We start from the raw sequence: 25,539 nt of genomic DNA on the forward strand, positions 1-25,539 counted from the left end.
AGCGTGGCGCGCAGTTGCTGCTGCTCACCCTGCAGGCGCTCGGAAAGGCCGGCGCTCAGGCGCTGACGAGTGCTGGCCGAGAGGCTGTCGAGCCCGGCGCGGACATCCTGCCCGGCCTGCTCCAGTTCAGCGGCCAGTTTCTGGCTGTCGCTGCCCAAGCGTGCACCCAAATCGGCTTCTAGGGCGGTGACCGTGCTCCGCGTTAGTGCAACGGCAACCAGCACCTGCACCAGAAGAGCGATACCAAGTGCAACAAACACTGGCCGCAAGAGGCGGCTTCGTAACAGTGAAAGAATGGCAGACACGTTGTAACTCCCGTGTTTTCTGGCGCCATTACTTTGATGGCACCGACAGGAGTTTCATACAGCAAGGGTTATGCCCAGCACAGCAGGGATAAACGCCAATGTCTGGCGCCTGACAAGGCATTTCTGCATGGTGCCCAAATGAAAACGCCGCGACTCCTTGCGGAGCGCGGCGTTCGATCACTGCCGAAGCGACTGATCAGGCGAACGGATGACGCAGCACGATGGTCTCGTTGCGGTCCGGGCCAGTCGAGATGATGTCGATCGGCGCACCGATCAGCTCCTCGATGCGCTTGATGTAGGCGCGAGCGTTGGCCGGCAGTTCTTCCAAGGTTTTCACGCCCAGGGTCGACTCGCTCCAGCCTGGCATCTCTTCGTACACCGGCTCCAGGCCGATGTAGCTGTCAGCGTCGGAAGGCGCGTCGATGACCGCACCGTTCTCGTTCTTGTAGCCAACACAGATGTTGATGGTTTCCAGGCCGTCCAGCACGTCCAGCTTGGTCAGGCAGATACCCGAGATGCTGTTGACGTCGATAGCGCGACGCAGGATCACGGCATCGAACCAACCGCAGCGGCGAGCACGACCGGTGGTGGAGCCGAACTCATGGCCGCGCTTGGCCAAGGTGGCGCCAGTCTCGTCGAACAGCTCGGTCGGGAACGGGCCAGAACCCACGCGGGTGGTGTAGGCCTTGGTGATGCCGAGGATATAGTCCAGGTACATCGGGCCAACGCCGGAACCCGTGGAGATACCGCCAGCGGTGGTGTTGGAGCTGGTGACGTACGGGTAGGTGCCGTGGTCGATATCCAGCAGCGAGCCCTGGGCGCCTTCGAACATGATGTCCTTGCCAGCGCGGCGCAGGTTATGCAGTTCGGCGGTGACGTCGAGCATCATCGGCTTGAGCTGCTCGGCGTAGGCCATGCACTCGTCCAGTGTCTGCTGGAAGTCGATGGCCGGCTCTTTGTAGTAATTCACCAGCTGGAAGTTGTGGTAATCCAGCAGCTCACCGAGCTTGGCGGCAAAACGCTCGCGGTGGAACAGATCGCCAACACGCAGGCCGCGACGAGCGACCTTGTCTTCGTAGGCTGGGCCGATACCACGGCCAGTGGTACCGATCTTGGCTTCGCCACGCGCCTTTTCACGGGCCTGGTCGAGGGCCACGTGGTAGGACAGGATCAGCGGAGCAGCCGGGCTGATGCGCAGGCGCTCGCGCACCGGTACACCCTTCTCTTCCAGCTTGGTGATTTCACGCATCAAGGCATCCGGAGCCACGACCACGCCGTTGCCGATCAGGCACTGCACGCCTTCACGCAGGATGCCGGAAGGAATCAGGTGCAGAACGGTCTTCTCACCGTTGATCACCAGGGTGTGACCCGCGTTGTGGCCACCCTGGTAGCGCACTACGGCGGCAGCATGTTCGGTCAGCAGATCGACGATCTTGCCTTTGCCCTCATCACCCCATTGGGTGCCCAGGACGACGACATTCTTACCCATAACACTTGTCCTCATTCACGCAAACTTGGTTGCCGGCCCACGGCCGACGAAGAATCTCAATGGGTCAGCGGCAGTACCTGCCAGCGCCCGTCTTGCTGAATCAATTGCCGATCACAATCCGCCTCGAGAGCAGCACTCAACGGCTGACCAGGCAGTGCCTGGACCACACGCTGGCCCTCGTTGCGCAACTGGCAGACCATCTGCCAGAGGGCCGTGTCGCCGCTGTCGGGCATCCAGATCCCGCCAGAAGGCAATACGACCTCCGCTCGCCCCAGTGTGACCAGGGTCTTCAAATCCGTGGAAAATCCAGTGGCTGGGCGTGCCCGGCCAAAATCGGCGCCGATGTCGTCGTAGCGTCCGCCCTGGGCGATCGACTGACCGACGCCTGGAACGAACACGGCGAACACCACGCCGGTGTGATAGTGATAGCCGCGCAACTCGCCCAGGTCGAAGTACAGCGGCAAGTCCGGATAACGCGCCGCCAGGCGATCGGCGATCGCCAGCAAATCGTCAAGCGCCGCCAGCACGCTGGCTGGCGCACGCCCCAGGCGGACGCGGGCCTCGGCCAGCACCTCACGACCACCGCACAGCTCGGTCAGGGCACGCAGCATGTTGCCCAGATCCTTCGGCAGGTCGGCGGTCAGGGCCTGCACTTCATCGACGGCCTTGCGCTGCAGGGCGTCGAACAACTGCTGCTCGACCGCCCCGGACAAGCCGGCGGCACGGGCCAGGCCACGGTAGATGCCCACATGGCCGAGGTCCATGTGCACATCGGCGACATCGGTCAGTTGCAACGTGGCGAGCATCAGGCTGATGACCTCGACGTCACTGGTGGGACTGGCATCGCCGTACAACTCAGCACCGAGCTGAATCGGGCTGCGCGAAGTGGACAGTGCACGGGGTTGAGCGTGCAGAACGCTACCGGCATAGCACAGGCGGCTCGGCCCTTCGCGACGCAAGGTGTGGGCGTCGATACGCGCCACCTGCGGAGTGAAGTCGGCGCGGAAGCCCATCAGGCGACCGGACTGCGGGTCGACCACCTTGAAGGTGCGCTGGTCCAGGTCCTGGCCGGCACCGGTGAGCAGCGATTCCAGGTACTCGATATGCGGGGTGACGACCAGCTCGTAACCCCAACTCTGGAACAGGTCCAACACCTGGCGACGCGCGATCTCGATGCGCGCAGCCTCAGGCGGCAGTACTTCCTCGATGCCATCTGGCAGCAGCCAGCGGTCTACCGTTGCCATTACGCCATTTCCCCTCTGGTCCGGGCGGCTTGCCAGCTGGCGAGCCGTCAGTAAAGCAGGCATTGGCGCACAGCAGCGGGCAGCACCGATCCCAGCGCTACCACCGTACCCAATACCCTCGAATAGCCTTGCGACCTGACCAAACCGTCAACCGACACGTTGCCGATCAACCTTGCAGACGCAAAAAAGCCGGGAATTTCCCGGCTGACTCATCATACACCCCTTTTCCTTCAGGATGCACCCCGCTTGGCATTTTAGCTGCCAGGCGGGGTGCGTCTTCAGGAAGGGCTCAAGGCTTGCTCTTGTCCAGGAAGCGGAAGAACTCGTTCTTCGGATCGAGGACCAGCACGTCGCTCTTGCTGGAGAAGCTCTCGCGATAGGCCTGCAGGCTACGGTAGAACGCATAGAAGTCCGCGTCCTGGTTGTAAGCCTTGGCATAAATGGCAGCCGCCTGGGCGTCGCCGTCACCGCGGGTCTCTTCCGCTTCACGATAGGCCTCGGCCAGCAGTACACGACGCTGACGGTCGGCATCGGCACGGATACCTTCGGCCAGTTCGTTACCCTTGGCGCGGTGCTCACGGGCTTCACGCTCACGCTCGGTGCTCATGCGGTCGAACACACTGCGGTTGACTTCCTTCGGCAGGTCGATGGCCTTGACGCGCACGTCGACGACCTCGATACCCAGTTCCTTGCTGGCCATGCGATTCAGCGAAGCGGTGATGTCGGCCATCAACGCATCACGCTCACCGGAGACCACCTCGTGCAGGGTGCGCTTACCGAACTGGTCACGCAGGCCGCTTTCCAGACGACGGGACAGACGCTCATCGGCGATCTGCTTGAGGCCCGAGGTCGCGGTGTAGAAGCGTTCGGCGTCCTTGACTCGCCATTTGGCGTAAGCATCGACCATCACCGCCTTCTTCTCGAGTGTCAGGAAGCGCTGGGTCGGTGCATCCAGGGTCATCAGACGGGCGTCGAACTTGCGCACCTGGTTGACGTAGGGGACCTTCACATGCAGGCCTGGCTGGACATCCGCCTGGACCACGCGGCCGAATTGCAGCAATACCGCACGCTCGGTCTGGGACACGATGTAGAAGCTGTTCCAGGCCACGATGGCCAGCACCACGGCGGCGATCAGGGCGATCAGCGATTTATTGCTCATCAGCGGCTCTCCCTAGAACGCAGCGATTGTTGCTGCTGTTGCATTTCCTGCGCCGCGCGCGCGGCCGCATCGTTGGCCGACGCCGGTACTGTGCTGACCGGTGCGGCCGAATGGCGGCTGCCTTCGACCATCTTGTCCAGTGGCAGGTAGAGCAGGTTGTTCTGCCCATCCTTGCTGGTCACCAGGACCTTGCTCGAATTGCTGTAGACCTCCTGCATGGTCTCCAGGTACAGGCGCTGACGGGTCACGTCCGGTGCCTTTCGGTACTCGGCAACCAACTTGCTGAAGCGATCGGCCTCACCCTTGGCGCGGGCGATGACTTCATCGCGGTAGCCGTTGGCATCCTCGATTATGCGCTGAGCCTGACCACGGGCCTCCGGCACCACACCGTTGGCGTAGGACTCGGCCTGGTTGCGTGCACGCTGCTCGTCCTCGCGGGCACGGATCACGTCATCGAACGCTTCCTGCACTTCACGCGGGGCTGCCGCGCTCTGCACGTTGACCTGAGTGACGGTGATACCGGTGCGGTAGTTGTCGAGGAAGCGCTGCAGGCGCTCACGGATATCGACGGCCATCTGCTCACGGCCTTCGGTCAACACCTGGTCCATCGAGGTGGAACCCACCACATGGCGCAGGGCGCTGTCGGTCGCGTGCTGCAGGCTGACCTCCGGCTGGTCGACGTTGAGTACGAAGTCCTGCAGGTTGGTGATCTTGTACTGCACGGTCAGCGGCACCTCGACGATGTTCTCGTCCTCGGTGAGCATCTGGCCCTGCTTGGTGTAGGCCCGCTCGCGGGTCACGTTCTCAAGATATTTACGGTCAATGGGCGGGAAATAGATATTCAAGCCCGGACCGACAGTCTCGTAGTACTTGCCGAAGCGCAGCACCACAGCCTGTTCCTGTTCGTCCACGACGTACACGGCGCTGTACAGCCAGATGGCCGCAAGCACGGCCAGGCCGATGCCCAGCAGGCCCAGGCCGCCACCTTTGCCAACATTGCGGTCACCACCGCCACCGCGTTTCTTGCCGCTGCCAAACATGCCGTTGAGGCTGTCCTGCAGCTTGCGGAAGGCCTCGTCCAGATCCGGTGGACCTTTCTTGTCGCCACCACCGCCGCCACGACGGCCGCCCCAGGGATCCTGATTGTTCGAGTTGCCACCCGGCTCATTCCAAGCCATAGCGCTCTCCATCTGATAAAGCAAAGACGCGCCCACGGCGCGCCGTCCAATGCTACAGAATGCCTGTCACGGTCGCCCGGCGACCTCGACGGGCATTTATTGCAAAGTGTGTTGCTCGATGAAAAGTTCAGGCTCCATGCCCTCGCGACTGACCAGGCGATTGAGCTCCACCCGGGGCAATCGCACGCTCAGCAGGCTGCGACCTTCTTCATCGTGCTCTTCGCCTTGCACCGCGCCCAGAGCGAAGAATTGCGCGCGCAAGCGGGCAAGTCGCTGTTCCAGACGCAGGGTTCCGACATACAGATCATCCCCCAGCAACTCGGCAATCGCCTGGCCAACCAGTTCCAGGCCACGTCCATCACGTGCCGATACCCAGACCCGCTGCGGTTTGCCGTCGGCATCTCGCTGGATCTGCGGCTCGACATCTTCGAGCAGGTCGAGTTTGTTATAGACCTCGAGGATCGGCAAGCCTTCGGCTCCGATCTCGCCCAGCACCGCCAGTACCTGCTCGATCTGCTCCATACGCTCGGGCTCATGAGCATCGATGACGTGCAGCAACAGGTCGGAGTTGCTCGATTCTTCGAGCGTAGCCCGAAATGCCTCGACAAGCTTGTGCGGCAGGTGGCGGATGAATCCCACGGTGTCGGCCAGCACGATCGGGCCTAGGTCGGCGAGTTCGAGTCGGCGCAAGGTCGGATCGAGGGTCGCGAACAACTGATCGGCGGCGTAGACGTCGGAGGTGGTCAAGGCGTTGAACAGCGTGGACTTGCCGGCGTTGGTGTAGCCCACCAGCGAAACGGATGGGATATCCGCACGTTTGCGGCCGCGCCTTGCCTGTTCGCGCTGACTGCGCACCTTTTCCAGACGCGCCTTGATCTGCCGCAGGCGGACCCGCAACAGGCGGCGGTCGGTTTCCAGCTGGGTCTCACCCGGGCCGCGCAGGCCGATACCGCCCTTCTGCCGCTCCAAGTGGGTCCAACCGCGTACCAAGCGCGTGCTCATATGCTCGAGCTGAGCCAGTTCGACCTGCAGCTTGCCCTCATGGGTGCGCGCCCGCTGGGCGAAAATGTCAAGGATCAGCCCGGTACGGTCGAGCACACGACACTCAAAGACGCGCTCGAGGTTGCGCTCCTGGCTGGGCGTGAGGGTGTGATTGAATATCACCAGATCGACCTGTTCGGCGTGGACCAGATCGCGCAGTTCCTCGACCTTGCCACTGCCAATCAGGTACTTGGCTGTAGGCTGGTGCCGGGCCACCGTGGCCAGCGAAACGATCTCCGCTCCGGCCGACAGCGCCAGCTCCTGAAACTCCTGCGGGTCTTCGCGCGCCTCAGGGTTCTGACCTTCCAAGTGAACGAGCAACGCTCGCTCACCACCACCGTGGCGCTCAAAGAACAATGCAGGCTCCTATCAGGCGTTGCCTGGCTCGCTGTCGCCGTGTTCGGAATCGGACGGGCTTGGCAGGCGAACCGGACGGGCAGGAACCACGGTCGAAATGGCGTGCTTGTAGACCATCTGGCTGACGGTGTTCTTCAGCAGTACCACGAACTGGTCGAAGGATTCGATCGAGCCCTGCAGCTTGATCCCGTTTACCAGGTAAATGGAAACCGGGACCTTTTCTTTTCTCAAGGTGTTCAAGTAAGGGTCTTGTAGCGAATGCCCTTTTGACATATGCCGCACTCCTGTAAGGATCAATAGTAAAAAAACAATAAAATCGGTCATTCAAGCCATTCTAATCGCAAGAATAGACGGCAATTGCAGGGACTCAGCTCAATATGGAGATGGCCCCCAGGTATTTCAAGGTGCGGGACAGATTGTCGCAGGCCAGGCTGTCGAGCCACTCCACGCCGGACCAACCACGTAACCAGGTGAATTGCCGCTTGGCCAATTGGCGAGTGGCAATGATACCGCGTTCACGCATTTCTTCGGCTGTCAGCTTGCCGTCCAGGTAGTCCCAGACCTGCCGATACCCCACTGCCCGTATAGACGGCAGCCCTGCGTGCAAGTCACTTCTGGCACGCAGTGCTCGGACCTCGTCGACGAACCCCTGTTCCAGCATTTGCGAAAATCGTAGCGCAATTCGCTGATGCAAAATGTGACGATCTGTAGGAGCGATCGCCAAACTGGCGACAGTATAGGGCAAATGACCGCCCGCGCCTGCGTCTGAGCCGCGACTTTCCGCGTATTGACGTTGCCGGTGCGCGGTCATGCTTTCGCCGCTCACGCGATAGACTTCCAAGGCGCGAATCAGTCGCTGCGGGTCGTTGGGATGGATGCGCGCCGCCGATTCCGGATCCACTTCGGCCAATTGCCGGTGCAGCTCGGCCAAGCCCAGGTCCCGCGCCTGGGCCTCAAGCTCGGCACGCACGGCAGCGTCTGCGGCGGGCATATCCGCCAAACCATCGACCAGCGCCTTGTAATAAAGCATGGTGCCGCCCACCAGCAAAGGGATCTTGCCCCGCGCGGTGATCTCGGCCATCGCTTCCAGCGCGTCGGTACAAAATTGCGCCGCCGAGTAGCTCTCGGCCGGGTCGAGAATGTCGATCAGCCGATGGGGGTGTGCAGCCAGCACGTCCTTGGAAGGCTTGGCGGTGCCAATATCCATGCCGCGATAGACCAGCGCCGAATCGACACTGATCAGCTCACAGGGCAGCACCTTGGTCAGCTCGATGGCAAGGTCGGTCTTGCCGGCCGCCGTCGGGCCCATGAGGAATATCGCTGGGGGCTTGCCGCTCATGTCATCGACCGCGCAGGAAAAGTTTGTCCAGGTCATCCAGCCCTAGCTGGGTCCAGGTCGGCCGACCGTGGTTGCACTGGCCACTGCGCTCGGTGTTCTCCATGTCACGCAGCAGCGCGTTCATCTCGGGGATGGCCAGGCGGCGGTTGGCACGCACCGCGCCGTGACAGGCCATGGTACCGAGCAGCTCGTTGAGGTGCGCCTGGATACGATCACTGGTGCCGTACTCCATGAGATCCGCGAGCACGTCCTGGACCAGCCGGTTGGCCTCGGCCTGCTTGAGCAAGGCAGGAATCTGCCGGATCGCCAGGGTTTCTGGGCCCAGGCGCTGCAGTTCGAAGCCCAGGCGCTGGAACCATTGGGCATGCTCCTCGGCGCAGTCGGCCTCGCGCTGGCTGAGGGCCAGCGACTCGGGCACCAGCAGCGGCTGGCCACTCAACCCCTCGCTGGCCATGGCCACCTTGAGGCGCTCGTACATGATGCGTTCATGGGCGGCATGCATGTCTACCAGCACCAGGCCAACGGCGTTCTCGGCCAGGATGTAGATGCCTTTGAGCTGGGCCAGGGCAAAGCCCAATGGCGGCACATCGCCCTGGCTTTGCGGCAACGCCGCCGGGACAGAGGCGCCGCCCTCCAGCGGGGCGAAGAATTCACGATAGACAGCCTGCGCTTCAGCAACCGGCACAGGCTGCGAGGGGCGTGGGGTGTACTGGTACTGATAACCCGAGCCACCACCGGCGAACGACTGGCGCGGCTCGGCTTGAGGCTGCTCCAGCACCGGCGAGGCCAGGCGCATCTCGCCCTGGGGCCCGAACTCACCGGCCTGCAGACCACTGGGACGGACGATCTCGGTAGCCGCTGCCGGTGCGGCGAGCTGGTCTTCCGGACGCACGTCCGCCAGGGCACGGTGCAGAGTGCCATACAGAAAATCGTGGACCATGCGCCCTTCGCGAAAACGCACTTCATGCTTGGTGGGGTGCACGTTGACGTCAACCCCGTTCGGCTCGAGTTCGAGGAACAGCACGAAGGTCGGGTGCCGGCCATTGAACAGCACGTCGCGGTAGGCCTGCCGCACCGCATGGGCCACCAACTTGTCACGCACGGCGCGACCGTTGACGAAGAAGTACTGTAGATCAGCCTGACTGCGCGAAAACGTCGGCAGGCCAACCCAGCCCCACAAACGCAGGCCATTGCGCTCGACATCGATAGGCAGCGCCTGCTCGAGGAAGCCCGGGCCGCAGATCGTGCCGACCCGCCGCGCCCGGGTCAGCTCATCGGGCGCCTCGTGCAGACTGAGGATGCTCTTGCCGTTATGTCGCAAGTGGAAGCCGACATCGAAGCGAGCCAAGGCCAGACGCCGGACGACTTCCTGCAAGTGATCGAACTCGGTCTTCTCCGACTTGAGGAACTTGCGCCGGGCCGGGGTATTGAAGAACAGGTCACGCACCTCGACCGAGGTGCCGACAGGGTGCGCGGCGGGCTGTACACGCGGCGTCATGTCGCGCCCCTCGGTCTCCACCTGCCAGGCTTCGCCAGCGCCGGCAGTGCGCGAGGTGAGCGTCAGGCGCGCCACCGAACTGATCGACGCCAGGGCCTCGCCGCGAAAGCCCAGGCTGAGCACGCCTTCGAGGTCTTCGAGTTCGCGAATCTTGCTGGTGGCATGGCGCGCCAAGGCCAGCGGCAGATCGTCAGGCGCGATGCCGCCGCCGTCATCCCGCACGCGCAGCAGCTTCACGCCGCCCTGCTCGACTTCCACATCGATACGCCGGGCACCGGAGTCCAGGCTGTTCTCAAGCAGCTCCTTGGCGACCGAAGCCGGGCGCTCGACCACCTCGCCTGCGGCGATCTGGTTGGCCAGCCGAGGGCTGAGCAACTGGATGCGCGAACCACCACTCATTGCTGGGCAGCCAGGGTAGTGCCAGGGATGTCGAGGTGCTGGCCGACCTTCAGCTCATCGCTCTTGAGGCTGTTGGTGGTCCGCAGGCTGGCCACGCTGACCTGATAACGCACGGCGATCATGGCCAGGGTTTCGCCGGGCCGCACAGTGTGCTCGCGCGGTCCCTGGGCAATCTTGCCGCTATCGCGCAGCCATGCGATGTAAGTCCCGGGAGGGGGGCTTTGCTGGAAATACTGACGCACACCAGTGTGGATCGAGCGGGCCAAAGCCTGCTGGTGGCTCTTGGTCGCCAGCTTGGCGGCTTCGTTGGCATTGGAGATGAACCCGGTTTCCACCAGGATCGACGGAATATCCGGGGATTTCAGCACCATGAACCCAGCCTGCTCCACGCGGCGTTTGTGCAACGGGGTGATGCGCCCCATGTTGCCCAACACCTTCTGCCCCACATCGAGGCTGGAGCTGAGCGTGGCGGTCATGGACAGATCCAGCAGTACACCTGCAAGCATGCGGTCCTTGTCATCGAGGCTGACATTGCCGGCGCCCCCGATCAGGTCGGAGCGGTTTTCCGTGTCGGCCAGCCAGCGCGCGGTCTCTGAGGTTGCGCCCCGGTCGGACAACGCGAACACCGATGCACCGAAAGCGGCCTTGGACGGCGCGGCGTCGGCATGGATGGAAATGAACAGGTCGGCGCCCTTCTTGCGCGCGATCTCGGTGCGCTTGCGCAACGGGATGAAGTAATCGCCCGTTCGGGTCAGTTCGGCGCGATAGCCACGCTCGGTGTTGATTTGGCGCTGCAGCTCGCGGGCAATCTGCAGGACGATGTCTTTTTCATGCTGCCCACGCGAGCCCGATGCGCCTGGGTCCTCGCCACCATGGCCGGCGTCGATGGCGACGACGATGTCGCGCTTGCCACTGGGCACCGGCGGCAATTTGATAGCCGGCTGGGCAGGCGACACCGGCACGGCCGGGGCAGTAGCGGGTGTTTGCGCAGGCGGCGGGGTCGGAGTACTGGCGGCAACGGCATCGGCTTCCTGATCGTACAGATCGACCACCAGACGGTTGCCATACTGCGCGTTGGGCGCCAGGGTGAAGCTCTTGGGCGTCACGGCCTTTTTCAGATCGACCACCACGCGCAGGTCAGTGGGCGTGCGCTGGGCGGAGCGCACACTGTTGATCGGCGTATTGGAGGTGGCGACATTCAGCGTACCGCCCAGGGTGGCGCCGTTGATGTCGATGACCAGGCGGTCCGGCGCGGTCAGGGTGAAGACGCTGTGCTGCACAGGGCCGGACAGATCGAAGACCAGCCGCGTATTGTCCGGTGCGCGCCACAGACGCATGCTCTTGACTTGTGTGACGGCCAGAGCGTCAACGGTCACCGCTGTCAGCAGCAGCCCAACGACGGCGACCAGTGCGCGTATGCGCATACCTAACCCCATTTACTGTTTGAATTCTGTGGCCAGGGCGGCGCACCAGGCCTCACCGCGAGCCCCCTGCGGTGAAAGGAGAAGCGAGCGTCCACTCGCTTGCGGGCTTATGGTAATGGTCAGGTCGGGCTTTGGCAAAACGCCCGCACCCTTTTGTGGCCATTCGAACAGGCACAGCGGGTCCCCTTCGAAATAGTCACGGATCCCCATGAACTCCAGCTCCTCCGGATCGACCAGACGGTACAGGTCGAAATGGAAGGCGCGCACATCGCCAATTTCGTAAGGCTCGACCACGGTGAAGGTCGGACTTTTGACTGCCCCGGTATGGCCCAGGCCGCGGATCAGCCCGCGCGAAAGCGTGGTCTTGCCCGCGCCCAGATCGCCTTCGAGAAAGATCACGCCATGACCGCCGGTCACTTCGGCCAAGCGTGCACCAAATGCGACGGTGGCCGGTTCGTCGACCAGAAACAGGGTTATGCCAGACACGCTGAATGCTCCTCCAACAACTCACGAATGACCGGAACCAGATCACTGGCCGCCAAGCCTCTTCCCTTCACACCCAAGCGCTCCCCTGCACAGGCGTGCAACCACACGCCCAGGCAAGCGGCCGACCACGCGTCCATGCCTTGGGCCAGCAAGGCGGCCAGCACACCGGTCAGCACATCGCCCAGGCCCGCGCCCGCCATGGCCGGATGGCCACGCTCGCACAGCGCCAACTGCCCATCCGGGCCTGCCACCAAGGTACCGGCGCCCTTGAGCACGCAGACACTGGCATGCTTGCGCGCAAGCTTGCGGGCAGCTCCCGGGCGGTCGGCCTGAACCGCCTCAGTGGAAATACCCAGCATGCGCGCTGCCTCCCCAGGATGCGGGGTGAGGATGCTGCCGCTGTGCAGGGCCAAGGGCCTGTGCGCCAGCTGATTCAGCGCATCGGCATCCCACACCTGCGGCACAGGCGCGTTGGCCGCCGCCGACAACAGGCTGCGCCCCCAGGCGGCCTGGCCCAGGCCAGGGCCGACTACCAACACCGAGGCGCGCTCGAGCACGCCCATCAACTGGTTGGCCGAACTCACGCCGAGCCACATGGTTTCGGGCAGACGCGCAAGCCCTGCACTGACGTGCTCTGGGCGTGTGGCCACGCTCACGAGGCCAGCACCGCAGCGCAGGGCCGCCTCGGCACTGAGCATCACCGCTCCGCCGGTGCCCAGATCGCCCCCGACCACCAGGACGTTACCGAAGTCGCCTTTGTGGGCGTCGGCGCGCCGCGCTGGCAGGTGCGCAGTGGTCAGGCTGCTCAGCAGCTGGGGGGCATTACCGGGGTGTTTGGTCTGAGGCATGGGGTCAAAGGCTCCGATGTCTGGCAGAATTATACGCACCTCTGCCTGTATTGCCTTGTCCATCCATGTCCGCTTGCCTTCCTGACCTCAATACGCTGGCCCAATCGATCAAGGATTGGGGCCGCGAACTCGGTTTCGCACACGTCGGTATCGCCGACGTGGCGCTTGGCGAGCACGAACATCACCTGCAGCGCTGGCTGGAAGCCGGTTACCAGGGCGAGATGGACTACATGGCCGCCCATGGCAGCAAACGCTCGCACCCCGACGAACTGGTACCCGGCACTGTGCGTGTGGTGTCACTGCGCATGGACTACCTACCCGGCGATACACGCATGGCCCAGATGCTCGCTCAGCCTGAGAAAGCCTACATTTCCCGCTATGCCCTGGGTCGCGACTACCACAAGCTGGTGCGCAAACGCGTGCAGCACCTGGCCGAGCGTATCCAGCAGGCCATCGGCCCCTTTGGTTTTCGCGCCTTCGTCGACAGCGCCCCAGTATTGGAAAAAGCCATCGCCGAACAGGCCGGCCTGGGCTGGATCGGCAAGAATACCTTGCTGCTCAATCGCAAGGCCGGCAGCTACTTCTTCCTTGCTGAGCTGTTCGTCGACCTGCCACTGCCGGTGGATCAGGCCCAGACCAGCGAACATTGCGGACGCTGCCAGGCCTGTCTGGACATCTGCCCGACCGCCGCCTTCGTCGGGCCGTATGTGCTCGACGCCCGTCGCTGCATTTCCTACCTGACCATCGAACTCAAGCACGCAATTCCGGTCGAGTTACGCCCGCTGATTGGCAATCGGGTGTTCGGTTGCGACGATTGCCAGATCGTCTGCCCTTGGAACCGCTTCGCCCGCCCGACCCAGGAAAACGACTTCAAGCCACGTCACGGCCTGGACAACGCCGAGCTGGCCGCACTGTTCCTCTGGGATGAAGCGACCTTCCTGAACAACACCGAGGGCTCTCCCCTGCGCCGTGCAGGCTACGAACGTTGGTTGCGCAACCTGGCGGTGGGGCTGGGGAATGCCCCGACTACCATCCCTGTACTCGAAGCTTTGCGTGCCCGGCGCGAGCACCCCTCGGCACTGGTGCGCGAGCATGTGGAGTGGGCGCTGGCACAGCACGAAGATCAGTAGCGACCCAGCCCCTCAGGCCTGCAGAGAGGCAATCATTGCTGGTCGTTGTAGTGGAACTTGGGCATTTCCCAATGGAAGCGGATTGCCAGCAAGCGCACCAGGAACCCACCGAACAAGGTCAGCAGCATGGCCTGCTCGGCTGGCACTTTGAAGTGCACGCAACCCAGGTAGAACCAGGCGGCGGCAAAGGAGACGCTGGCATACAGCTCCCGGCGGAATACCAGCGGGATATCGTTGCAGAAGATGTCCCGCAGGATGCCACCGAACACACCGGTGATCACGCCACTGATCGAAGCCACCAGCATGCCCTGCCCCATCTCCAGGGCAGTCATGCAACCGATCAAGGTGAAGGCCACCAACCCCAGCGCATCGAGCACCAGAAACAGCGAGCGCAGATGGCGCATCAGCGGCGCTATGAAGATGGTCAGCAAAGCTGCAAAGCTGGTCAGCACGAGGTACTCGGGATGCTTCACCCAAGTCAGCGGGTAGTGCCCAAGCAGTACATCCCGCACCGAACCGCCGCCCAGCGCGGTGACGCAGGCGATCAGCACCACGCCAAACCAATCCATGCCGCGGCGCCCCGCGGAAAGCGCGCCGGTCATGGCTTCGGCGGTGATGGCGACAAGGTAGAGCATCAACAACATGGTGCATGTCCAAAAAAAGCGGCAAACGCCAAACCCACAAACAAAACGCCACGGCTGGCTGATCACTCAGCCGCTGTGGCGCTGATGCTTGGCTCGAGGCTCGAAACTTAGACTTTGATGAAGTGTTCGCGGTAGTGCCGCAACTCAGCGATCGACTCACGAATGTCGTCCAACGCCAGGTGGGTCCCCCCCTTCTTGAAGCTGTCGCGCACCTGCGGGGCCCAGCGGGCTGCCAACTCCTTGAGCGTGGAGACGTCCAGGTTGCGGTAGTGGAAGAACCCTTCGAGCTTAGGCATGTGGCGATAAAGGAAGCGGCGATCCTGGCAGATGCTGTTGCCGCAGATCGGCGACTTGCCCTTGGGCACCCATTGTTCGAGGAAGGCCAAGGTCTGCGCTTCGGCCTCAGCCATGTCGATGCGGCTCTCGCGCACACGTTGGGTCAGGCCGGAAGCACCGTGGGTCCGGGTGTTCCAGTCGTCCATACGTGCCAGCACTTCATCGCTGTGGTGGATCGCGATGACCGGCCCTTCGGCCAGGGTGTTGAGCTCACTGTCGGTGACGATGGTCGCCATCTCGATGATGACGTCGTTGTCCGGATCCAGACCGGTCATTTCCAGATCGATCCAGATCAGGTTCTGTGCGTTTTGCATGAAGGGGCTCCTCGAATAGGCCGTCATTTTAGCCCACGACGCGGCTTTCGTGGCGCAAACGCCAACGCAAGGGACAGGATGGTCCATGCTAAACTGCCAGCCGTTTTTCCTTCTGCCCCGCCGACACGGAACCTCCATGGCCAAACGCCAGCTCAACCGTCGCCAAAACTGGCGCATCGAAAAAATCCAAGGCGAGCGCGCCGCTCGCGCCGCCAAACGTGAGCAACACGCCCTGCAGGAGCTGGAAGGGGGTGATCTAGGCCCTGAGCAGTTGGGGCTGGTGATCGCTCACTTCGGCGTGCAGGTGGAGGTCGAGGCGCAGGATGGCGAGTCCAAGGGCCAGGTGTTTCGCTGTCATTTGCGAGCCAATTTACCGGCACTGGTCACTGGCGATCGGGTGGTATGGCGAGCGGGCAACCAGGGCAATGGTGTGATCGTCGCGCAGATGCCCCGCACCGCCGAGCTGTGCCGGCCGAACAATCACGGCCAGCTCAAGCCGGTCGCGGCGAATGTCGACCTGATCGTGATCGTCTTCGCTCCCGCCCCCGAACCCCAGGCCAACCTGATCGACCGCTACCTGGTCGCCGCCGAACACGCAGGCATCCGCCCTCTTCTGCTGCTGAACAAGGCCGACCTGATCGATGAGCAGAACGGCCCGACCATCGAGGCCCTCCTGGCGGTTTACCGCGACCTGGGTTATCCCCTTCTTGAGGTTTCGGCTCATCAGGGCGAGGGCATGCAGCGTTTGCAGCAGACGCTGGACAAGCACATCAGCGTGTTCGTTGGCCAGTCCGGGGTCGGCAAGTCATCGCTGGTCAACAGCCTGTTGCCGGAGGTCAGGACTCGTGTGGGCGATCTGTCCGAATGGTCCGGCCAAGGCACGCACACTACCACCACAGCCCGCCTATACCATTTCCCCAATGGTGGTGATCTGATCGACTCACCCGGCATCCGCGAATTCGGCCTGGGCCATGTCAGCCGCGACGATGTCGAGGCCGGCTTCATCGAGTTCCGCGAACTGCTCGGCCACTGCCGCTTCCGCGACTGCAAACACGACCGTGAACCCGGCTGCGCCTTGCTCCAGGCTCTGGATGACGGGCGCATCAAGCCACAGCGGATGAACAGCTACCGCTCGATCATCGCCAGCCTGCCGCAGGACACCTACTGAGTCATCCAGCGCGGGCCTGCCGAACAGTTCCCAGACAAAACAAGGCCGCGCCTGCAGCGATTGCAGACGCGGCCTTATGTGGACTGGCCCAGCCCAGGTCTCACTCCTGGGTATTGTCCATTTTCAACACGCCATCTTCGAAGATGTTCAGCTTCTGGCGAAGCTCACGCGGCTGCATCGGTGCCTGAGCCGTATCGCCCGGGCCCGGCGCGGCCGGGGTAGCCGCCCCCGGCGCACCATTGGCCGGAGCCTGTTCTGTCGCCGGCGGGGCCTGTGGCGTGCCCTGCTCGCCTTCGATGGTGCGCTGGGCCTTCTTGGTCAGGACAATGATGTCGATACGTCGGTTGACCGGGTTGAACGGGTCCTTGCGATCGAACAGCGACGACGAGGCATAACCCACCACCCGTGCCACCTGCTCATCCGGATACCCTCCGGCGACCAGCGCACGGCGCGCGGCGTTGGCGCGGTTGGCCGACAGTTCCCAGTTGCCGAACTCGCCAGTGCCGGCGTATGGCTTGGCATCGGTATGACCACTGATGCTGATCTTGTTCGGCACTGCCTTGATGGTGTCGGCCATGGCCAACAGGATGTCCTCGAAGTATGGCTGCAGGCGTGCACTGCCCAGGTCGAACATCGGCCGGTTCTCGGCATCCATGATCTGAATGCGCAGGCCGTCCTGGGTGATCTCGAAGAGGATCTGGTCCTTGAACTTCTGCAGTTGCGGGTTTTCCTCGACCTTGTTCTGCAGTTCCTGCAACAGCAATTGCAAGCGCTCCTGCTCGACCTGCTCGGCCAAGGTCTCGACCTTGTCTTTGTCCAACTGGATGCTGGTGTCAGGTGTCGGCTCGGATTTTTCTTCCGGATTGATGGTTTTCTCCGGCGCCAATTGTGGCGAACCACCCAGGTCGATGACGTAGGGGGTGCCGCTCTCGGAGAAGCCTATCGGGTCCTTGAAATAGCCAGCGATGGCGAGCTTCTGTTCAGGCGTGGCCGTGGACAGCAGCCAGAGCACCAGAAAAAACGCCATCATCGCGGTGGCGAAGTCGGCAAAGGCGATCTTCCAGGCACCGCCGTGGTGACCGTCGCCAAAGCGCTTGACGCGCTTGACGATGATGGGCTGATTGTTCTCCATGATTTAGCGACCGCGAACCGCTTGTTCCAGCTCGGCGAAGCTTGGACGGTGCGCCGGATAAAGCACCTTGCGCCCGAACTCCACGGCCAGCGACGGCGGCATGCCAGAGGCAGAGGCCACCAGCGATGCCTTGATTGCCTCGTAGACGTTCAGCTCTTCCTTCGCGTCATGACGCAGGGCGTTGGCCAACGGACCAAAGAAGCCGTAGGCCGCGAGAATACCGAAGAACGTACCCACGAGCGCGGCGCCCACGTGCAGACCGATGGACTTCTGGTCGCCATCGCCCAGCGATGCCATGGTCACGACAATCCCGAGAACCGCGGCCACGATACCGAAGCCGGGCATGCCATCGGCGATGCCTGTCACCGCATGGGAAGGGTGCTCGAGCTCTTCTTTCATGTTCAACAGCTCCATGTCGAACAGGCCTTCGAGCTCGTGGGGCGCCATGTTGCCGGTGGACATGATGCGCAGGTAGTCGCAGATGAACGCGGTCATGCGCTCGTCGCCCAGAACGGCCGGGTATTTGGCGAAGATGGGGCTGGCGGCTGGGTCTTCGATATCACCCTCGATGGCCATCATGCCCTCGCGGCGGCTCTTGTTGAGGATCTCATAGACCAGGCCCAGCACCTCCAGGTAGAAGGTGTGAGTGAAACGGGTGCCGAACATCTTCAGCGACTTCTTGATCACATGCATGGTCATGTGACCAGGGTTGGCCTGAAGGAACGCACCGAAGGCCGCACCGCCGATGATCAGCACTTCGAACGGCTGGATCAGCGCCGCGATCTTGCCGTGGGATAGCACGTAGCCGCCGAGCACGCTCGCGAATACGACGATGATGCCGATAATTTTAGCCATAGGTTCAAAGCACTTGCTGTGGTGGTCAGGGTCAGGGGCGGGAGCTTTAAAACTCTTCTTCTACTTATCGACAGAACTGCGCCAGACTATAGGCACAAAATGCGAAAAGCCAGTTCGGACTGATGTCAAAATGCCAATGGACGCTAAGGTACCAAGCCAGATTCCACCCACGCTCGATGCCTGGGTAAAACTGCTCGATGGCATCCGCCTGCCAGTACCCAAGGAGAGTCATGACCGGGTACTGGCCGCCATCAACGATAGCCGGCGCTCTTTGCGCGACATCGCCGAACTCATGCAGGACAGCCCAGCGCTGGTGCTTTCGGTGATGCGCGAGGCGAACCATCCGGCCAACGCCAGCCAGGCCGAACCCGCCGAAAGCCTGGAAGTCGCCCTCAATCGCCTAGGTCTGGCCCGCACCGCGAGCCTGCTGGCACGTCTGCCTGCCGTCCCTGGCGAAGATATTCCGCCGGTACTACGTCAGTTCCTGCTGATCAGCCAGCACGCTGCCCAGCAGGCCAGTGGCCTGTTCGCCAGCCGCCTGGCCCGGTTGTGGCAAGAGATCCATTGGGGCAGCCTGTTGTTCCTGTCACCACTGTGGCCCCTGGCTTTGGCCTACCCTAAATTGCTCGATGCCTGGGAACTGCGAGTCATCCACAAGGGCGAGGAGGCCGCCGAAGTCGAGCAGGCACTGTTCGGCGTGCGCATCGTGACCCTGTGCCAGGCCATGGCCGAGCAATGGCGCTTGCCCGGCTGGGTGACCCAGGGTTATCGCCTGCTGCTCGATGAGCGCGAACAATTGGCCCAGATCCTGACCATCGCGCGCGAGCAGGATGCCTTCACCCAGCAACAGCGTCTGGATGAAGAGCCCGGGCTGCGCCGCTGGTTCAACCAACCGGCCAACACCGTGCTGCTGGCCAACGGACTGGCTCTGGCGGCGCAGGTGGGCTGGGACAACCCTCACCTACTGCGCTGGCAGTTGCTGACGGCCTTGTACCTACAAACCTCGCTCGACGATGTCCAGCAACAGGTTCACCAGCAAGCGGCAGCCAGTGCCCGGCACCACGCCCGGCACGCCCTGTTCCATCCCGCCGAAGCGCTGCTCTGGCCCTGGCACCAGCGGCGACCGCATCCAGACATGCTCGCACCTGAGCCACCCACCAGTAAGGATCTGGAACACTGGCGCAAAATCTGTGGCGAGTTGCTGGTCCAACCCAGCCCGTTCACCACCATCCTGCACCTGAGCACCCAGGCGCGCGAAGCCCTCCTGGCCTGCGGCATGCAGCGGGTCATGCTGCTGGCGCTCGACAGACCCAATGAATGCCTGCGTGTTCAGCAGACCGCAGGTCTGCCCCCGGAGGCAGCCTCGCTGGTGCTGCCACTGAACCAGAGCAAATTGTTGCAACGGCTGATGGGCCAGGCAGCGCAACTGCGCCTGACGCCGGAGAACCACGCCCAGTTCTCGGCCTTGCTGCCAACTCCTTTGCGAGCACTGCTGTCCAGCGAGCATTTGTTGCTGCGCTCGCTGGCAGTCAACGGCCAGGTGACGATGCTGATGATCGCCGACCAAGGCGGCAGGCCCATGGCCGATGTCAGCGTGCAGGCTTTCGGCAAGACAGCCCAATGCACCGAGCGTGCCCTGTCGGCCTTTACCAACCGCAACGCTTGAGCCTTAGGCTACAATCGCCTCCTCTATTCCACCCTGGAGATCGTGGATGACTGACTTTTCCGGCTTGCCCCTGGTGATCGAACCGGCCGACCTGCTCGCGCGCCTGGATTCGCCACAGCTGATCCTCGTCGACCTGACCAGCGTCAATCGCTATGGCAGCGGGCACATCCCTGGCGCCCGGTTCGTCGATCCCAAGCGCACCCAGCTGGGACAACCACCGGCACCAGGGTTGCTGCCGGCGCGGGCTGACCTGGAGAAGCTGTTCGGTGAACTCGAGCACCGGGACGATGCGGTCTATGTGGTGTACGACGATGAAGGGGGCGGCTGGGCCGGGCGCTTCATCTGGCTGCTCGATGTCATCGGGCACACGCGTTACCACTACCTCAATGGCGGCATCCAGGCCTGGCCCGCTGACAAGCTCAGCGTTGAAATCCCGCCAAGCGGCGGCAGCCCGGTCAGCCTGCAACTGCATGCAGAGCCCACCGCCACCCGCGAATACCTGCAAAGCCGATTGGGCGCGGCGGACCTGGCCATCTGGGACGCCCGCAGCCCCGGCGAGTACAAAGGCGAGAAAGTCCTGGCCGCCAAAGGCGGGCACATTCCCGGCGCGGTCAACTTCGAGTGGACCGCAGGCATGGACCTGAACGACCACCTGCGCATCCGCTCGGACATGGCCGACATCCTGCAACAACTCGGCATCACCCCGGACAAGGAAGTGATCACTCACTGCCAGACCCACCATCGTTCCGGCTTCACCTATCTGGTGGCCAAAGCCCTCGGCTATCCACGAGTGAAGGCCTACGCCGGCTCTTGGGGCGAATGGGGCAACCATCCGGACACGCCTGTAGAAGTTTGAAATTCCAAGGAAACCCAATGAAATCCCGTTTGTTCATCATCAGCCAGTACCTGCTGCCGCATCACCTGCTCTCGCGGCTGGCCGGCTGCGTCGCCGAATGCCGCGCCCGCTGGTTCAAGAACGCCTTCACCGCCTGGTTCGCCAAGCGCTACCAGGTGAACATGTCCGAGGCATTGGTCGAAGACCTGACCGCCTACGAACATTTCAACGCCTTCTTCACCCGCGCCCTGAAGCCAGGCGCCCGCCCGCTGGACGAAACCCCAGGCGCCATCCTGTGCCCGGCCGATGGTGCCGTCAGCCAGCTCGGTCCGATCGAGCATGGCCGTATCTTCCAGGCCAAAGGGCACAGTTTCAGTGCCCTGGAACTGCTCGGCGGCGATCCCGCCCTGGCCGAGCCCTTCATGGGGGGGGAGTTCGCCACTATCTACCTGTCGCCTAAGGACTACCATCGCGTGCACATGCCACTGGCCGGCACCCTGCGAGAAATGGTCTACGTGCCAGGCCGGCTGTTCTCGGTCAACCAGACCACTGCCGAGAACGTACCCGAGCTGTTCGCCCGCAACGAGCGTGTAGTCTGCCTGTTCGATACGGAGCGTGGCCCGATGGCTGTAGTGCTGGTCGGCGCAATGATCGTGGCCTCGATCGAGACGGTCTGGGCAGGCCTGGTCACGCCACCCAAGCGTGAACTCAAGACCTTCCGCTACGACGAAGGCAGCCGTGCCCCTATCCACTTGGAGAAAGGCGCCGAACTGGGCCGTTTCAAGCTGGGTTCGACCGCAATCGTGCTTTTTGGCCCAGAGCAGGTGAAGTGGGCGCAAAGCCTGGGTGCAGGCTCTGCGGTACGTATGGGCGAGTTGCTCGCACAGCCTGCCCAAGCCTGAGTCATCGCCACGAAAAAAGGCCCCGCACAGGCGGGGCCTTTTTCATGGTGCTACGTCATTAGGCGCCAACCTCAGCTACGCGCGTCGCGATCCCGTAGGCCCAGCAGGTACAGCACGCCATCGAGCCCCAGGGTGGAGATTGCCTGCTTGGCCGACTGGCGCACCAGCGGCTTGGCACGGAAAGCCACACCCAGGCCGGCCAGCGACAGCATCGGCAGGTCGTTGGCGCCATCACCCACGGCAATGGTCTGTTCCAACTGCAGGCCTTCTTCGCTCGCCAGTTGCTGCAGCAGATCGGCCTTGCGCTGCGCATCGACGATCGGCTCAACAGCGACGCCGGTGACCTTGCCGTCGACCACTTCCAGTTCGTTGGCAAAGACATAGTCGATGCCCAGGCGCGCTTGCACCTGCTTGGCGAAGTAGGAGAAGCCACCAGACAAGATCGCTGTCTTGTAGCCCAGCCGCTTGAGCTCGGCGAACAGGTGCTCGGCCCCCTCCGTCAGGCGCAGGGAAGCGCCGATCTGGTCCAGCACGCCAACATCCAAGCCCTTGAGCAAGGCCATGCGCTCCTTGAAGCTGGCACGGAAATCCAACTCACCGCGCATGGCGCGCTCGGTGATCGCCGCCACTTGCTCGCCCACACCGGCGGCCTTGGCCAGCTCGTCGATCACTTCAGCCTCGATCAGCGTCGAGTCCATGTCGAACACGGCCAGGCGCCGGTTGCGGCGGAACAGGTCATCTTTCTGGAAGGCGATGTCGACGCTCAGCTCCTCGGCCAGGGCGAAGAAGTCCGCGCGCAGGGCCTGGGAATCACTCGGCTCGCCGCGTACGGAAATCTCGAGACTGGCCTTGCTCTTCTCGCACGAGGCATCCAGCGACACCCGAGCGGACAGGCGCTCGATGCGCTCGATGGTCAGGCCGTACTGGCTGATCACAGCACTGACCCGCTGCAACTGCTCCGGTGTCACTTTGCGGCTGAGCAACGTCACGATATGGCGTGCCTCGCCCTGGCTGTCGGCCCAATGCTGGTAGTCGGCCTCGGAAATGGGCGTGTAGCGGGCCTGCAGGTTCAGCGCATGAGCTTTGGCCTGAACGCTCTGCAGCAAGTTGGTGGCCACTTCGTTGTCCGGGATATCGACCAGAATGCCGAAGGACAGGGTGCCATGCATCACCGCCAGGCCGATGTCGAGAATGTTCACACCGCCCTGGACCAGGACGCCAGTGATGGCCGCAGTGAGACCGGGACGGTCTTCACCAGTGATGTTGATCAGGACGATTTCGCGCAAGACCGGGCTCCGACTTCGATGAAAAATGCGCATTCTACCGATTTTCCGTGACCATCGGGCGCTACCGATACTTTGCCGACAAAACACGGCTCGCTATACTGCGCAACACCTTTTTCGCCATAAAGAGCCGCGCTCTGTGAACCGGCCCACGCCAGTCAAACCTGATAACTTCTTCCTGATGATCTTCCGAGCCCTGCGCCAGCGTCGCGTTCCGCTGGCTCTGCGCATCGCCAGCCACAATATTTTCCTGGTGGCCCTGGCGCTGGTGATCTATGCCTGCGTCATGGGTCTGCAGTTCCGGCAGGCCATGCATGAGCAGGCCGACGCCCTCGGCCAGAGCCTGACCATCCAGACCGCCAACTCGGCGACCGAGCTGCTGGTGTCGAATGACATCCTCAGCCTCAACGTATTGCTGGGCAATCTGGTGAAGAATCCGCTGGTGGCCCATGCGGCCATCTACAGCGTGGACAACCGCATGCTGGCCGAAGCCGGCCAACGGCCGAAGAACGGACTGCTGGGCGAGGCTGAAGGGCTTTACCAGACCAAGATCACCTTCCAGGACGTGACCGCCGGGCAACTGCGCATCAGCCTGGACATGAGTCAGTTCCAGCAGCCGATGACCATCAGCCTGCAGAGCATGGGTATCCTCGGCGGCATCCTGCTGGCCTTGGCACTGGCCCTGAGCCTGCGCCTGGGCCGTCACATCACCACGCCGCTCTTGCAGTTGCGCGTGTGGCTGCGCGACCCGCACCCATATACGCCTGCAACCGACCGTCAGGACGAGATCGGCGACCTGGCGCGTCAGTTGCACACCCGCCTGGCACCACCCCCGCCGCCAGAACCGGAGGAAATCGAAGAAGATTTCGAGGACCTGGACGAAGTCGTCGTTACCCCCAAGGCCACGACAAAAACCAAGCTCGCAACTGAAGACGACGAGGACGATGATGCCTTCGCCGGTCTGATCGACGCCGAGGACAGCCACGCCAAGCCTGTCGCTGCTGTGTCCGACGAGCCGCAGTACAGCGCCGTGCTCGCCGTGCAACTGGGCTCCCAGGAGCAACTGCGCCGCCTGCCCCGCACACGCCTGACCGAGTTGCTGGAGCGCTATCGCGACTGCCTGGAGCAGGCCGCATCGCTGTATGACGGCGAGACCTACACCCTCAACGATGGCAGCACCCTGCTGCTGTTCCACAGTCGCGACTGTGGCGAGGATTACCTGACCAATGCCATCTGCTGCGGCGAACTGCTACGGGCGCTGGGCCATGCCTTGCAGATCGAGGTGGCCGACAGTGGCATCACCCTGCAACTGCAGCTGGGCTTGGTCCTGGCAGACGACCTGCAGGGTCTGGAGCAGGTCGACCTGCTGATGACCGAAAAAGCCCAGGATGCCCTGGCGCTCTCGCAGCACAGCCGTAACTTGCTGCTGGTGGAGCGCAAGATCAGCGATGATGGACTGATTCGTCAACGAGCCCGCATCCGCCCGATAGCCAGCCCAGAAGGCGCCTGCTGCGTCGAGCGACTGATGGAGCCCTATCCGTCCATGCTCGAGCGCCAGTTGGCGCGCATGCACGAGCGCCGGGCCTGAGCTTCAGGAACGATTGGGGCCGAGCCAGCGCACCGTAGGAGCTGGCTCAACCTGCGAGGGTCCGTACACCGGCCTTCTAATTCGCAACCGTTCCAACAGCTCGAATCACCAGCACTTCACGAAGCAAAAAAAAGCCCGCATCGCTGCGGGCTTTTTTGTGTCTATCGGTTTAGAACCGGTAGACCTCCATGTCGGTCCGAATCGGCGAGGCCATCGGAATCTTTGGCTTCTCAGGCCCCTTCTTGACCTGAACCGGGGCGGACTTGCGTTGAGGCGGGGTCTCTTCAGCAATTGCCGGCTGGTTAGCCAGCGGTTTGACCGCAACACTGAGCTGCTCGGCCAGCTTCTGCAGCAATTGCCCCTGGGCCTGCACCTGGGACGCCTCGGAGCCCTCGTGTGGCTGCTCCAGGTGAACGATACGGTTATCCCGTACCTTGCCGCGACGATCGAGCAGGCGCCACTGGGCGTCGAGAATCGCCGGCTGGTTCTTGCCCGAATCCAGGCGGGTAATCGACAGCAACACTTGCACGTCAGGATTGAAACCGGCGGTCGCCGGGGCCAGGACCACGCGCTGGCTGTCCAGACGCCAGGCCAATTGGCGAACCAGCAACTGATCGATGTCCGAGGACAAACTGCCGGCCCAACGACCGTCGGTCGCCGAGGTCAGGCTGCCATCAGGCTGACGCTGCAGGAAGGTTTCACGTTGCAGGTAATCGGCGACCGATACCGGGCCGAGCACAACCGCCATGCCGGCGCTCTGCGAGGGCTGGCCTGGATCACCGCTGTCCAGCTGATACAAGGCTACCGGCTGATGCATGCTGCATCCGCTCAGTCCCAGCAGACCTGTCATCAACAGCGCAAATGGAAGGCGCAGAAATTTCATTCATCCCATCCAAGCGGTCGCCCAGGGGCAAACCGC

General features: G+C 62.9%; 23 protein-coding genes. 6 read left to right on the plus strand and 17 right to left on the minus strand.

What is annotated here, in order from left to right; translation table 11 throughout:
* Window positions 1-501: 501 nt before the first annotated feature.
* From BLS27_RS03490 to BLS27_RS03540, 11 genes are all read right to left on the minus strand, one after another.
* Window positions 502-1,794 (minus strand): adenylosuccinate synthase, encoded by a 1,293-nt coding sequence (locus BLS27_RS03490; RefSeq protein WP_013974430.1) that lies wholly within the window; start codon window positions 1,792-1,794, stop codon window positions 502-504.
* A gap of 56 nt (window positions 1,795-1,850) precedes the next feature.
* Window positions 1,851-3,038, minus strand: a complete 1,188-nt coding sequence (locus tag BLS27_RS03495) for an ATP phosphoribosyltransferase regulatory subunit (RefSeq protein WP_043211975.1) — start codon at window positions 3,036-3,038, stop codon at window positions 1,851-1,853.
* A 289-nt stretch (window positions 3,039-3,327) separates the two neighbouring features.
* Window positions 3,328-4,197: a protease modulator HflC gene (gene hflC, locus BLS27_RS03500; RefSeq protein WP_043211977.1), complete on the minus strand. Its 870-nt coding sequence runs from the start codon at window positions 4,195-4,197 to the stop codon at window positions 3,328-3,330.
* On the minus strand, window positions 4,197-5,375 hold the full coding sequence (hflK, locus tag BLS27_RS03505) for an FtsH protease activity modulator HflK (protein WP_043211979.1): 1,179 nt from the start codon (window positions 5,373-5,375) through the stop codon (window positions 4,197-4,199). The genes hflC and hflK overlap by 1 nt, the downstream gene beginning before the upstream one ends.
* A 96-nt stretch (window positions 5,376-5,471) precedes the next feature.
* On the minus strand, window positions 5,472-6,773 hold the full coding sequence (gene hflX / locus BLS27_RS03510) for a ribosome rescue GTPase HflX (RefSeq protein WP_043211980.1): 1,302 nt from the start codon (window positions 6,771-6,773) through the stop codon (window positions 5,472-5,474).
* Window positions 6,774-6,785: 12 nt separating this feature from the next.
* Window positions 6,786-7,046 carry an RNA chaperone Hfq gene (gene hfq / locus BLS27_RS03515; RefSeq protein WP_003258160.1) on the minus strand — a complete coding sequence of 87 codons (261 nt, stop codon included), beginning with the start codon at window positions 7,044-7,046 and terminating at the stop codon, window positions 6,786-6,788.
* Between the two features lie 94 nt (window positions 7,047-7,140).
* Window positions 7,141-8,112 (minus strand): tRNA (adenosine(37)-N6)-dimethylallyltransferase MiaA, encoded by a 972-nt coding sequence (miaA, locus tag BLS27_RS03520; protein WP_043211981.1) that lies wholly within the window; start codon window positions 8,110-8,112, stop codon window positions 7,141-7,143.
* 1 nt (window position 8,113) lies between these two features.
* Window positions 8,114-10,009 carry a DNA mismatch repair endonuclease MutL gene (mutL, locus tag BLS27_RS03525; protein ID WP_090343172.1) on the minus strand — a complete coding sequence of 632 codons (1,896 nt, stop codon included), beginning with the start codon at window positions 10,007-10,009 and terminating at the stop codon, window positions 8,114-8,116.
* Window positions 10,006-11,445, minus strand: coding sequence for an N-acetylmuramoyl-L-alanine amidase (locus BLS27_RS03530; RefSeq protein WP_167358060.1), 1,440 nt, complete (start codon window positions 11,443-11,445; stop codon window positions 10,006-10,008). Before BLS27_RS03530 ends, mutL begins: the two co-directional genes overlap by 4 nt.
* Window positions 11,446-11,919 (minus strand): tRNA (adenosine(37)-N6)-threonylcarbamoyltransferase complex ATPase subunit type 1 TsaE, encoded by a 474-nt coding sequence (gene tsaE, locus BLS27_RS03535; protein WP_090343177.1) that lies wholly within the window; start codon window positions 11,917-11,919, stop codon window positions 11,446-11,448.
* A complete protein-coding gene (locus tag BLS27_RS03540; RefSeq protein WP_043212015.1) occupies window positions 11,907-12,767 on the minus strand; it encodes an NAD(P)H-hydrate dehydratase in 861 nt (286 codons plus the stop codon). Before BLS27_RS03540 ends, tsaE begins: the two co-directional genes overlap by 13 nt.
* Before the next feature lie 65 nt (window positions 12,768-12,832).
* Between BLS27_RS03540 and queG the strand changes: the two genes are divergently transcribed.
* Window positions 12,833-13,897, plus strand: a complete 1,065-nt coding sequence (gene queG / locus BLS27_RS03545) for a tRNA epoxyqueuosine(34) reductase QueG (protein ID WP_043211986.1) — start codon at window positions 12,833-12,835, stop codon at window positions 13,895-13,897.
* 32 nt (window positions 13,898-13,929) lie between these two features.
* On the opposite strand, the gene BLS27_RS03550 is transcribed toward queG, so the two are convergent.
* Both BLS27_RS03550 and orn read right to left on the minus strand, forming a co-directional pair.
* Complete coding sequence (locus BLS27_RS03550; RefSeq protein WP_043211988.1) at window positions 13,930-14,541, minus strand: trimeric intracellular cation channel family protein; 612 nt, start codon at window positions 14,539-14,541, stop codon at window positions 13,930-13,932.
* A 107-nt stretch (window positions 14,542-14,648) separates the two neighbouring features.
* Entirely contained in the window at window positions 14,649-15,191 is a 543-nt protein-coding gene (orn, locus tag BLS27_RS03555) for an oligoribonuclease (protein WP_070571130.1), read from the minus strand.
* A 136-nt stretch (window positions 15,192-15,327) separates the two neighbouring features.
* Between orn and rsgA the strand changes: the two genes are divergently transcribed.
* Complete coding sequence (rsgA, locus tag BLS27_RS03560; protein ID WP_090343180.1) at window positions 15,328-16,359, plus strand: small ribosomal subunit biogenesis GTPase RsgA; 1,032 nt, start codon at window positions 15,328-15,330, stop codon at window positions 16,357-16,359.
* Window positions 16,360-16,459: 100 nt separating this feature from the next.
* On the opposite strand, the gene motB is transcribed toward rsgA, so the two are convergent.
* Window positions 16,460-17,491 carry a flagellar motor protein MotB gene (gene motB, locus BLS27_RS03565; RefSeq protein WP_090343183.1) on the minus strand — a complete coding sequence of 344 codons (1,032 nt, stop codon included), beginning with the start codon at window positions 17,489-17,491 and terminating at the stop codon, window positions 16,460-16,462.
* Between the two features lie 3 nt (window positions 17,492-17,494).
* A complete protein-coding gene (gene motA / locus BLS27_RS03570; protein WP_043211996.1) occupies window positions 17,495-18,346 on the minus strand; it encodes a flagellar motor stator protein MotA in 852 nt (283 codons plus the stop codon).
* 130 nt (window positions 18,347-18,476) lie between these two features.
* On the opposite strand from motA, the gene BLS27_RS03575 reads away from it, so the two are divergent.
* Genes BLS27_RS03575 through asd form a run of 3 tightly spaced genes read left to right on the plus strand, consistent with a single transcriptional unit; the run spans window position 18,477 to window position 21,749 of the window.
* Window positions 18,477-20,012, plus strand: coding sequence for an HDOD domain-containing protein (locus BLS27_RS03575; protein ID WP_070571125.1), 1,536 nt, complete (start codon window positions 18,477-18,479; stop codon window positions 20,010-20,012).
* A 46-nt stretch (window positions 20,013-20,058) separates the two neighbouring features.
* Window positions 20,059-20,868 (plus strand): rhodanese-like domain-containing protein, encoded by an 810-nt coding sequence (locus BLS27_RS03580; RefSeq protein WP_043212000.1) that lies wholly within the window; start codon window positions 20,059-20,061, stop codon window positions 20,866-20,868.
* 17 nt (window positions 20,869-20,885) lie between these two features.
* Window positions 20,886-21,749 (plus strand): archaetidylserine decarboxylase, encoded by an 864-nt coding sequence (gene asd, locus BLS27_RS03585; RefSeq protein WP_090343186.1) that lies wholly within the window; start codon window positions 20,886-20,888, stop codon window positions 21,747-21,749.
* 71 nt (window positions 21,750-21,820) lie between these two features.
* Here asd and serB read toward each other — a convergent pair whose 3' ends face one another.
* Entirely contained in the window at window positions 21,821-23,035 is a 1,215-nt protein-coding gene (gene serB, locus BLS27_RS03590) for a phosphoserine phosphatase SerB (protein WP_043212004.1), read from the minus strand.
* A gap of 136 nt (window positions 23,036-23,171) precedes the next feature.
* Between serB and BLS27_RS03595 the strand changes: the two genes are divergently transcribed.
* Window positions 23,172-24,620 (plus strand): histidine kinase, encoded by a 1,449-nt coding sequence (locus BLS27_RS03595; protein ID WP_090343191.1) that lies wholly within the window; start codon window positions 23,172-23,174, stop codon window positions 24,618-24,620.
* A 169-nt stretch (window positions 24,621-24,789) separates the two neighbouring features.
* Here BLS27_RS03595 and BLS27_RS03600 read toward each other — a convergent pair whose 3' ends face one another.
* Window positions 24,790-25,503, minus strand: coding sequence for a PqiC family protein (locus BLS27_RS03600; RefSeq protein ID WP_070571122.1), 714 nt, complete (start codon window positions 25,501-25,503; stop codon window positions 24,790-24,792).
* Window positions 25,504-25,539: the final 36 nt, after the last annotated feature.

It is taken from the genome of Pseudomonas guariconensis, assembly GCF_900102675.1.
GTDB classification, from domain to species: domain Bacteria; phylum Pseudomonadota; class Gammaproteobacteria; order Pseudomonadales; family Pseudomonadaceae; genus Aquipseudomonas; species Aquipseudomonas guariconensis.

What these genes read in the sequence shown, in the direction of transcription:
- BLS27_RS03490 (WP_013974430.1), bottom strand. Translation starts at nt 1,794, where the DNA reads ATGGGTAAGAATGTCGTCGTCCTGGGCACCCAATGGGGTGATGAGGGC.
- BLS27_RS03495 (WP_043211975.1), bottom strand. Translation starts at nt 3,038, where the DNA reads ATGGCAACGGTAGACCGCTGGCTGCTGCCAGATGGCATCGAGGAAGTA.
- hflC (WP_043211977.1), bottom strand. Translation starts at nt 4,197, where the DNA reads ATGAGCAATAAATCGCTGATCGCCCTGATCGCCGCCGTGGTGCTGGCC.
- hflK (WP_043211979.1), bottom strand. Translation starts at nt 5,375, where the DNA reads ATGGCTTGGAATGAGCCGGGTGGCAACTCGAACAATCAGGATCCCTGG.
- hfq (WP_003258160.1), bottom strand. Translation starts at nt 7,046, where the DNA reads ATGTCAAAAGGGCATTCGCTACAAGACCCTTACTTGAACACCTTGAGA.
- miaA (WP_043211981.1), bottom strand. Translation starts at nt 8,112, where the DNA reads ATGAGCGGCAAGCCCCCAGCGATATTCCTCATGGGCCCGACGGCGGCC.
- mutL (WP_090343172.1), bottom strand. Translation starts at nt 10,009, where the DNA reads ATGAGTGGTGGTTCGCGCATCCAGTTGCTCAGCCCTCGGCTGGCCAAC.
- BLS27_RS03530 (WP_167358060.1), bottom strand. Translation starts at nt 11,445, where the DNA reads ATGGGGTTAGGTATGCGCATACGCGCACTGGTCGCCGTCGTTGGGCTG.
- BLS27_RS03540 (WP_043212015.1), bottom strand. Translation starts at nt 12,767, where the DNA reads ATGCCTCAGACCAAACACCCCGGTAATGCCCCCCAGCTGCTGAGCAGC.
- queG (WP_043211986.1), top strand. Translation starts at nt 12,833, where the DNA reads ATGTCCGCTTGCCTTCCTGACCTCAATACGCTGGCCCAATCGATCAAG.
- BLS27_RS03550 (WP_043211988.1), bottom strand. Translation starts at nt 14,541, where the DNA reads ATGTTGTTGATGCTCTACCTTGTCGCCATCACCGCCGAAGCCATGACC.
- orn (WP_070571130.1), bottom strand. Translation starts at nt 15,191, where the DNA reads ATGCAAAACGCACAGAACCTGATCTGGATCGATCTGGAAATGACCGGT.
- rsgA (WP_090343180.1), top strand. Translation starts at nt 15,328, where the DNA reads ATGGCCAAACGCCAGCTCAACCGTCGCCAAAACTGGCGCATCGAAAAA.
- motB (WP_090343183.1), bottom strand. Translation starts at nt 17,491, where the DNA reads ATGGAGAACAATCAGCCCATCATCGTCAAGCGCGTCAAGCGCTTTGGC.
- motA (WP_043211996.1), bottom strand. Translation starts at nt 18,346, where the DNA reads ATGGCTAAAATTATCGGCATCATCGTCGTATTCGCGAGCGTGCTCGGC.
- BLS27_RS03575 (WP_070571125.1), top strand. Translation starts at nt 18,477, where the DNA reads ATGCCAATGGACGCTAAGGTACCAAGCCAGATTCCACCCACGCTCGAT.
- BLS27_RS03580 (WP_043212000.1), top strand. Translation starts at nt 20,059, where the DNA reads ATGACTGACTTTTCCGGCTTGCCCCTGGTGATCGAACCGGCCGACCTG.
- asd (WP_090343186.1), top strand. Translation starts at nt 20,886, where the DNA reads ATGAAATCCCGTTTGTTCATCATCAGCCAGTACCTGCTGCCGCATCAC.
- BLS27_RS03600 (WP_070571122.1), bottom strand. Translation starts at nt 25,503, where the DNA reads ATGAAATTTCTGCGCCTTCCATTTGCGCTGTTGATGACAGGTCTGCTG.